This is a genomic window from Mesorhizobium sp. WSM4846 (genome assembly GCF_055811415.1).
The window spans coordinates 141,001-149,512 of sequence record NZ_JBVVPZ010000010.1; the positions used below are offsets into that span (position 1 = coordinate 141,001).

Sequence of the window (8,512 nt, forward strand, 5' to 3'; positions counted from 1 at the left end):
TGTCACTCGGCGCAAGGCGGCCGGGTTTGAGATAGCTGCGCACTTCAGATGCGTCTACAAATTGTGCCCTAGTATCGAACTTTTCTCAAGATTACATGGTTTGGCGCTACGTTATGCCCAAGTCTCAGCATCTGATACGGTGTGCGATCCCGCAGCTGCCCATCCGTTACTCAGGCTGCCTAAGGAGGTTCGGCACGAGATCAGAAACCCTGAAAAAAGGACGTCGAGGCCAGACGGCGGGCCTTTGGCGAGCTTACCCCGCCCAGATGTAGTGAATAATCTCTTCGGCCTCGCGCTCGACCTCCTCGATGCGCTTCTTCACCACGTCGCCGATCGAGACGATGCCGTCGAGTTGGCCGTTCTTTACCACGGGCAGGTGGCGGAAGCGGCCTGTGGTCATGATCTCCATGACCTGGTTGATCGTGTGGTTCTCGGTGCAGAGGTTGACCTTGGCGGTCATTGCGTGACGGACACTCTGCTCCAGGGTCGCAGCCCCATACTTGTTCATGGCGCAGACGATGTCGCGCTCGGACACGATGCCGATCACCTTGCGATCACCATTGGTAACGACCAGTGCGCCGATCCTGTGTTCGGCGAGCCTGTTGATCGCCACGGCGAGCGTCTCGTTCGGGCCAATCGTCTCGACGGCTCGACCCTTGTCCTCGAGAATCGCTTTGACGTTCATGGCTTCCTCCAAGCGCTGCTACGCTCCAGCCCTCCGCCCCGCCTCCCTCTCGGTGCATTTCTGCGCCATCGTGCGCCGCGCGCCTTGATATTTCAAGTCCGACTTGAAATCTCAGGCCACAGTGCTTTCTGGCGGTAGGCCTTCATGATTGGCTTACACAAATCGCCGCCTGCTACAGGGGTCGCCCTTGCCGGCGCCGATGCTCATCGATCAGCCGAGAGCGCCGCCACGGATTTCCAAGGGAAGCCGATTCCGTCGGGCTCATGGGCGGCATGCCTGGTTCCTCTAGATGCATGCCGCTTTCGTCTATTTTCGCAAGCGCCCCTGAAACCTCAGGCGGCGTGCAGGTGCCGTTCAGCGTCCGGTGCAGCGATTTTGGCAAGCGGCGCGAGGATCGAACTTTCGCCCTTCAGAGCGATATCACTCAGCGAGATGAGGCCCCGTCATTCGCTTCTGCCGGTTGAGCACTGGAAGGTGATCGCACCCGGCGCGCCTGCGTTTGTTCAAGCGCCTGCTCCAGGCCTGGTCCTCGAAACAGAAGAATATGCCGGGCGACATCACAGCGTCGGATGCGAATCCTTTGTGGTAAAACATCCGGGTCGATCGAGTGAACGATGAAATCACTATGGCGGGCGTTACTGTGACAAGACGATCAGGATCGTCGTTGATCATGTGCGGCAGATGAACTCCCGGACCGCCGAAGATCCTACGCTAATCTACTCCAAAACAGCCGCTTCGCCGAATTTATTAGGTCTTTCCCCTACTCCCACTCAATCATCAATTAGAAGATCATCTTATTGATTTTCCTGATGAAATTATATCATCTGACTTCGCGTACCGTCAATAGTACCGTCAGATTCCTACGCTGTTGAAAAGACTGAAACAATGTGGTCGATGCCGCGGTATGCACACTTTTCACTGCATTATTTACGAGCTGCCATTCGGCGAAGTCAAAACTGGAGTTCTCAGACCATAAGGCAAGGGCGGGCTTTGCTCATGCTCGACAGCCCTAGGTCGAGTAGACAAGCGGCTGTATGGAAGATCAGAATTGGTTACTCGATTCACCCCACACTTAACGTGAGACAGCCCGACCTGGGCTCACTTGCCGCCTCGTCCACGTCTGATTATCTTTGGCCGATTTCGGACATGGACCGCGCGAGATGGCTTTGAGAGTTTCTTCCCTTGAGATGCTGGGCATACTTGGCGTAGGCGGATCGGCAGAGATCGACGCCGGCCATTACAGCGAACTTGACCTAATGGGCTTCGCCAACGCTGTGAAGGAGGGCGCTACCCTTCGGATCATCAACAGTTGTTCGGCTCAGCGCCCGCTGCAAAATGAGCTGCGGACGATGCGGCAAGAACGACTGCATGCATGTCGAGGCGCAAAACCCAACCGCACGGGAACGGCAGGACATTAGGGCCAGACGGCTTGCGGAAGACCGCTTTGCGGCTCTTTCCCTCACTGTGGTCATCGAAAGGCCGTGACCGTGTTGTCGAAGGAGGTCAGTCGGAGCGATATCTAGAATTTCAATCCTTATTATCAGTGCATAAAGATGAATTTTGGGACAGGTAGCATGCGTTGACCGCCCCAAATACCTATATTGGGCCATGATGAAGCGAGCGGGGCGCAGATGATTAAGATAAAGGGCTCAGATAAACTGACAAAGGCCCTCGACCAGGCGCAAAAGGCGCTAAAGGAGATCGACGGTGAGCTTGGAAGGGTAAGCTTCAATCCCAGTGATCCGGCTAGTATCGAGGCCGCTATTCAAAGTGTCGAATTAATGGTCGACGAGCGGTTGGGTCCCTATGCGTCCAACCCTATAGTTGCTCCCCTGATCGATAGTATGAAGGAGCAATACAGGCAGGCCATTCTGGATCGTGCGGCAGAGGCGCGGATCGAGCAGGACGACGAACACGATGGCGAGTGATCTGTTCAAGGAGATCAATAACGCACTTCTCGACCTTCAGGCATCGAATTACCAGACCTACCAACGGCCCCTGAAAACGCTCGGTCGCCTATTGGAGAACCCTGACCTAGCTGTGAGCTTTCAGTAGGTTGTCCATCCGGTCCGGACCGAGGATGCTGAGGTTGTCAAAGCTTCAGAGTCCAAGGAGGGACCGGATGAACGTCCACAAGAATGCCCGTTTGACGTCGTGGGGTCGAGAGCGTCTTGCACGAGCGGTGCTGAGCGGGCAGACGCCGGAGGCCGCCGCACGAGCCGCAGGCGTCTGCCCGCGGACGGCACGCAAGTGGGTTGCGCGGTTCGAGGCTGAAGGCATTGAGGGACTGAAGGATCGCTCGTCGCGGCCGCATCGGCTGCACCGGCCGACCCCGATGGCCGTGGTCGAACAGGTCGAGGCCTTGCGCCGGCAGCGCTTCACCGGCAAGCAGATCGCCGGTGAGCTGGGCGTATCGCCAGCCACCGTCAGCCGGGTTCTCAGGCGCCTCGGCCTCAATCGCATTCAGGCGCTCGAACCGGCAGAACCGATCCGCCGCTACGAGCGCGAGCATCCGGGCGAACTGATCCACATCGACATCAAGAAGCTCGGCCGCTTCGACAGGGTCGGCCACCGCATCACCGGCGATCGCCAGGCCGGCCGTTCGCGAGCCGCCGGCTGGGAGTTCGTCCATGTCTCAATCGACGATGCCTCCCGCGTCGGCTTCTCCCAGATCCTGCCCGACGAGAAGAAGGAGAGCGCCGTCGCCTTCCTCAAGGCCGCCGTCGCCTATTACCTCAGCCTGGGCGTAACCGTTGCGCGGGTGATGACCGACAACGGCTCATGCTATCGCTCGAAAGCCTTCCGCTATGCCTGCCGCGAGCTCGGTCTCAAGCACATCCGCACCCGGCCCTACACCCCCAAAACCAATGGCAAAGCCGAACGCTTCATCCAGACGGCGCTCCGGGAATGGGCCTATGCCCAAGCCTATCCGACCTCAGACCACCGCGCTCACCAGCTGCCGATCTGGCTGCACAGATACAACTGGCATCGTCCGCACGGCAGTCTAAAATCCAAGCCGCCCATCAGCCGCCTCGCGCTGGATCGGGACAACCTGTTGAGGCTCCACACCTAGCCCAGTCGAACGCAGAACTCACGGAAGGACTTGATCTAGATAAGTTTTTGGCCAGCCAAGAGCCGCGCCACCGCTTAGAGTGGCCGGAGGACACTGGCGAAGCGCTGGGCCTTACGCTGCTGCTTGTCCTTAGGTTCGCCGAAAAACCTGCTTTCATGGCCACTTTCGGCCACACCTACTACCACTTCGGAAGCAAGGTCAACGGGGCTCTTCAGGGCGTGACCCGGCAGCTCCTCATTCCGTTCGTGCGCGACTACAAATCGTACGTGATGGATAGGCATGGCAGGGAGGCTCGTTTGACCATTCCGGGATCGAACAAGGTATTCATTGTCCACGGCCACGACGAGGCTGCACTTCAGGGGCTCGCAAGGTTCCTTGAGAGGCTTGGTTTGGAAGCGGTGATCCTTAAGGAACAACCAAATCAAGGTCGAACGATCATCGAGAAGTATGAGGATGTCGCCACCGAAGTGGCCTTCGCTGTCGTGCTCCTTACTCCGGATGACGTTGGAACCTCCAAGGCTGGTTCAGAGCAAAACCAGCGAGCCCGGCAGAACGTGATCTTCGAACTCGGCTATTTCGCCGGGCAGCTTGGTCGTGGCAGGGTATGCCTGCTTCGAAAGGGTAATGTCGAAATCCCTTCCGACCTGTACGGCGTCCTGTACATCGACTTGGATGCGTCCGACGGATGGAAGAGCAAGCTTGTTGCGGAGTTGAAGGCTGCAAAGCTTGATTTTGACGCAAACCGTCTATGGTAGTCCCCCTTGTTGCAATCTCGGCTAGAACAGAGATCATTCCCCAAAGCATTGGCCACCTTAGGCTCCCCGTCCGGTGCATTGCGGACCACTGGGCAGGGCTGGTTGGGATATCAATGGAGGGCTCAAGGTTGCCCAAGATGTCCCTCAAGGCGCGAGTCCACTGGCGGATGGCCTCTTACGACGTGGTGATGTTGTAGAGGTTGCACATGGTTGCGAAGGTGCGTTGGATTTCAAATTTGCTAGCGACGCGTCAGCGACCGCCTATCTTGCACTTGGGGCAAACCGAGGTAGAGCGAGGAAACGGCTTGCCAGAACGTGTCGAGCGGTTTCTCGTCGCAATAGTTTAAGAGAAACGCCAACTGCCCGGCTGTGGATACTGGCCCTAAATCTCGAATTGGCTCTTTGCTGCTTAGGTGACCAACGTTGAGGCCACTCATGTAACCCTGTGCCCACGAAGAGATGACAGCCCCAATAGGGGTTTTATCAACTGGGTGCAATCTCGTGATTTGTGCGCAAGTGCCAGCTCCAAGACCCACAACAGCAGAAGGCTCCTTAGCGGATGCAGTGCCGCATTCGAGCCAGAGAAAGCCCAATATTAGCGACCACCTCATCCCCAACCCTACCACTGCGTTAACTCGTCGCACTCCGTGATGCCACACAAGGGCGCACTAGAACTCCGGCACCGGCTTGTCCCTGCAACCGAACTTGCCGCCTGTCGCCGCGTCCTTGATGTTCTCGTTATAGAAGGTGCCCTTTGACCCGGCTGCCAACAGGGCAGACACCGTGCCTTGGTCGATCTCGCAGTAGTGGTACCAAGTCTGCTTTAGCCGGATGAGCATATAGGCATGCTCCGCGTTGTAGCAGACGCGCTTGACCACACTGCTATCTAGCTCCCCCGTGCATTCGAACTTGGCGAGGTCCACCGGGCCGCGATACTTCACGATCACCGTCTCAGCCAGGGCCGACCCCTGAGCCCCGGCCAGTAGGATCAGCGCTATCGCGACCGCCCCAACATGGCCAACCGGGCCGCTCCTTAGCCTCTCCCACAACGGAATCGCCCTACCCATCCTAGTCCCCTTCCTAATTGCGTCAGCAGTTCCCCTCAACGGCAGCAGACTTTGCGGACATAGGTGTTGCCGTAAGTCATGTGTGCGTCGTCAGGAATAGCGCCCCGTGCTTTCAGTTCCGCCGCGAGGTTCTTGGCCATCACCTGATCGAAAGTCTCTTCGAGGGTGACCGCGAACCATCCGTTTGTCGCAAGATAGGCGGATAGCGGGATGGAGGCAGACCGCGCATAGGCCGAAGCATCTGCGAGGTTGTTGAAGCTTTTGACCTGTATGTGCCGCTGCTCAAATGGTCCGCTTTCATACTGGTCCACATAGACCCAAGTGTCGTGCATATGGCCAACCTGACCACTGGCTTGCACCCGATACCAGCGACCCACATTGCCAAGGATGGCGACCGGGCTCCCGTTGCGGAGATTAACGAGGGTGGCCGACTTTCCATCCGCGAGAGCCTTCAGCGGAGCCGTCCCCTTGGGGTGCCGAATGCGACCGGTGCGGGCCTGGGGAATCGCCAGTGACGAATATTCAGAAGCCGGCGGCAAGGAGGCAATGGTCGGCTGGGCCGGTACTGGCTGGGGCGATGGCTGCGGGGATGGTAACTGGCTTGCGACCGGCGGCTGGCTTGCCTCAAAGTCCAACGTAACCACCTTATATTTCGCCATCTCGCTCTTGGAAAGATAACGTATGTCGTCACTGTCATATTGCAGCGAAAGCTGAAGCAGAGCGGGGTCCACGCCCATTTCGATCATATAGGTGATGATCTCGGCGGTCATTTGCTGGACACCGGAAACGGCATCCTCGGTGCTCATCGGGATGTCGCCACTGAACGATGATTTGTGAACACCAATGGCACCGGGTTCGGCGTAGCGTAAGACGCCACCAAGGAACGCCAGAGAACAGGCAGAAGCACACTCGATAGCTCTGAACTGAACGGTGTTAAGGCCGAGCCTGCGAATAAGGCGACCAAGCTCCATTGCCTTTTGGATGTTGCCACCGGGAGACTGGAATGTGACCGCCACTGAGGCATTGGACCGTGCCAGCGTCTCGAAGACGGACAGGTCGTCCTGATAGGCGAAATCGCCTGACACGACGATGTAGCGGAGTCCGGCATCGGTTTGCCCGGCCCGGAACTGCAATCCGGCCTGGGCCGCCGTGGCTCCCAGCAGCACCGATGCAAGACACAACAGGACGCGAACGGAAAAGCTGCGAGACATGACCCCAGAACACCCCCAAAAGGCAGCCTACCGCCAGCGGACGAGACTGTCGAATCCTCGTTGCAGATTTGGTGATAGCAACCTTAAGTTCATGCCTTGATCGCGACCGGCAGGGGAACGCCGGCAATCTCTTCCGAGGCTCCGATCATCGCAATCATCGCCTGGTCGGACTTGGAGCGCGGCAACATGAGGCCGTCATGCATCGGCAGCGCCGGGATGCCCTGGCCCATGAGGATGCCCAATGCTACGATCAGGATACGGCTCTTGGTGAACATGAGCCTAAGGCCGAGCCCGGTACCGAACATCGGGGCGATGGCCGGGTGGCTCCTCTAAGGCCGCGCTAAGCCGGTCGGCGTTCCACCCCTTGCCAATGATCTCCCGGACCTCGCTAGGCAGCCTACGCACAGCCCCACGGCGGCAGAGCAGCGCGGACAGACCCATCTTGGCCGCTGCTCGCGGCAGGCCCTCCATGCCCCCGTATGGGTTGCCCTGGGGAAGAGCCGCGCCGGCCTCAAGGTAAGCCAGTTGCGGGAACATGCCGGTGAAGTCGAGGTCCGCCACCTCTTCGCCATTGATCCTGAGGAGATGCCGCCGGGTCTTCGGAAGGTTGATCCAAAAGCCGCCGTATAGCCGCCCGTGTTGGTGAACGTGTGGGGTTTGTCTGGGTGGTCGATCTGGAAGCGGCAGGTGAGGAAGACGGGCAGCGGCGGCGGGCCGCCAGCCAACTTGATGTCAGCCTTGTTGAGGAAGCCATTGATCGCCTGCATGTCAGCCCGCATGGCTCTCGTGTCGGGAGTATCGGCGTAGTCCAGGAGGAGCTTGGTGCGGCCCCTCCCGGCAGAGGCTTTGAGGATGATCTCGGCCCCCGCCTCTCTCGGCCTACCGCCCCATGGCCAAGCCTCAGGTCCACCACCATGTCACGGCATCGTGGTGTCGGCTAGATGCTGGACCGCTCCTGGCCGCGCCGCCCGCGATGCCGGATGACGAGACCCAAAGTCTCCATGCAGCCGATGAGCGTGGTGACTACCTCGCGCGGGAACCGAGGGCGGTCGTAGCGCGCCCTCCCTGCCCTGCCCCGCCCAGACGACACCGTAGGTGCCCAACTGGAAACTCCCGACCGCCGTAACTTTCGTCTGGGGCTCGTGCCAAGCGGCGACCGCAGCGGAGATTGCACGCGCGGGCTCGTTCTCATCCGGAAGAGCGATCCTGTTTGCGCACTACCTGGCGGCAAGCGTTTTGTCTGCGACGGCCCAAACGCACGGCACGCCTTGGCAACAATGCAGTCGACTATTCAATGGACGCGATCCCACCTTGTTCGGATGACCTGTTGCGCCACTTCGGTTTCTTTTCTTGATCGAGACTTTAGATCAATAATCAAGATTACCGATTGGCAAGCATCGGTCAGGGGAATGTGTTTGAATCGGTTACTCTGCCGACCAAGTTGAACGACCAGTCAGGGGCCGGGAGCGGAGTGGCTGGTTCTGGCGAGCGATCATGGGATAGCTGCCGTACCGCTCCCGACCTCGTTACGGTCGAAACGGCAGCGCTGGTCTCATCAAAAACCGCCACTAGAATAGTTGCTGATATGGCGGTTTCAGATCAATTGCGGACATTGGCAGACGCTCGCGCCCGATACGCCCTAGTCTAGTGTCCGTCCATAAACAGTAACTTTTCGAAGTATTCATTGTAGACGCCCATGTAGGTATAGGTATTTCCGACTG

At 58.6% G+C, this 8,512-nt stretch carries 7 protein-coding genes; 3 read left to right on the forward strand and 4 right to left on the reverse strand.

Annotated elements, in window-relative coordinates; all coding sequences use genetic code 11:
* Positions 1–253 precede the first annotated feature (253 nt).
* Entirely contained in the window at positions 254–685 is a 432-nt protein-coding gene (locus AC0L15_RS12080) for a CBS domain-containing protein (RefSeq protein WP_236387766.1), read from the reverse strand.
* A gap of 1,631 nt (positions 686–2,316) precedes the next feature.
* On the opposite strand from AC0L15_RS12080, the gene AC0L15_RS12085 reads away from it, so the two are divergent.
* The 3 genes from AC0L15_RS12085 to AC0L15_RS12095 all read left to right on the forward strand — a co-directional run bounded on the left by AC0L15_RS12085 (position 2,317) and on the right by AC0L15_RS12095 (position 4,513).
* Positions 2,317–2,613 (forward strand): hypothetical protein, encoded by a 297-nt coding sequence (locus tag AC0L15_RS12085; protein WP_473496375.1) that lies wholly within the window; start codon positions 2,317–2,319, stop codon positions 2,611–2,613.
* 194 nt (positions 2,614–2,807) lie between these two features.
* A complete protein-coding gene (locus tag AC0L15_RS12090) occupies positions 2,808–3,758 on the forward strand; it encodes an IS481 family transposase (RefSeq protein ID WP_473496376.1) in 951 nt (316 codons plus the stop codon).
* Between the two features lie 47 nt (positions 3,759–3,805).
* Positions 3,806–4,513 carry a TIR domain-containing protein gene (locus AC0L15_RS12095; RefSeq protein ID WP_473496377.1) on the forward strand — a complete coding sequence of 236 codons (708 nt, stop codon included), beginning with the start codon at positions 3,806–3,808 and terminating at the stop codon, positions 4,511–4,513.
* Positions 4,514–5,181: 668 nt separating this feature from the next.
* On the opposite strand, the gene AC0L15_RS12100 is transcribed toward AC0L15_RS12095, so the two are convergent.
* The 3 genes from AC0L15_RS12100 to AC0L15_RS12110 all read right to left on the reverse strand — a co-directional run bounded on the left by AC0L15_RS12100 (position 5,182) and on the right by AC0L15_RS12110 (position 7,096).
* The gene (locus tag AC0L15_RS12100; RefSeq protein WP_473496378.1) at positions 5,182–5,580 is read right to left on the reverse strand and encodes a KTSC domain-containing protein; all 399 of its coding nucleotides are present in this window, start codon (positions 5,578–5,580) and stop codon (positions 5,182–5,184) included.
* 35 nt (positions 5,581–5,615) lie between these two features.
* A complete protein-coding gene (locus AC0L15_RS12105; RefSeq protein ID WP_473496379.1) occupies positions 5,616–6,791 on the reverse strand; it encodes a COG3904 family protein in 1,176 nt (391 codons plus the stop codon).
* 89 nt (positions 6,792–6,880) lie between these two features.
* Positions 6,881–7,096, reverse strand: coding sequence for a hypothetical protein (locus AC0L15_RS12110; protein WP_473496380.1), 216 nt, complete (start codon positions 7,094–7,096; stop codon positions 6,881–6,883).
* Positions 7,097–8,512: the final 1,416 nt, after the last annotated feature.

What these genes read in the sequence shown, in the direction of transcription:
- AC0L15_RS12080 (WP_236387766.1), bottom strand. Translation starts at nt 685, where the DNA reads ATGAACGTCAAAGCGATTCTCGAGGACAAGGGTCGAGCCGTCGAGACG.
- AC0L15_RS12085 (WP_473496375.1), top strand. Translation starts at nt 2,317, where the DNA reads ATGATTAAGATAAAGGGCTCAGATAAACTGACAAAGGCCCTCGACCAG.
- AC0L15_RS12090 (WP_473496376.1), top strand. Translation starts at nt 2,808, where the DNA reads ATGAACGTCCACAAGAATGCCCGTTTGACGTCGTGGGGTCGAGAGCGT.
- AC0L15_RS12100 (WP_473496378.1), bottom strand. Translation starts at nt 5,580, where the DNA reads ATGGGTAGGGCGATTCCGTTGTGGGAGAGGCTAAGGAGCGGCCCGGTT.
- AC0L15_RS12105 (WP_473496379.1), bottom strand. Translation starts at nt 6,791, where the DNA reads ATGTCTCGCAGCTTTTCCGTTCGCGTCCTGTTGTGTCTTGCATCGGTG.
- AC0L15_RS12110 (WP_473496380.1), bottom strand. Translation starts at nt 7,096, where the DNA reads ATGTTCGGTACCGGGCTCGGCCTTAGGCTCATGTTCACCAAGAGCCGT.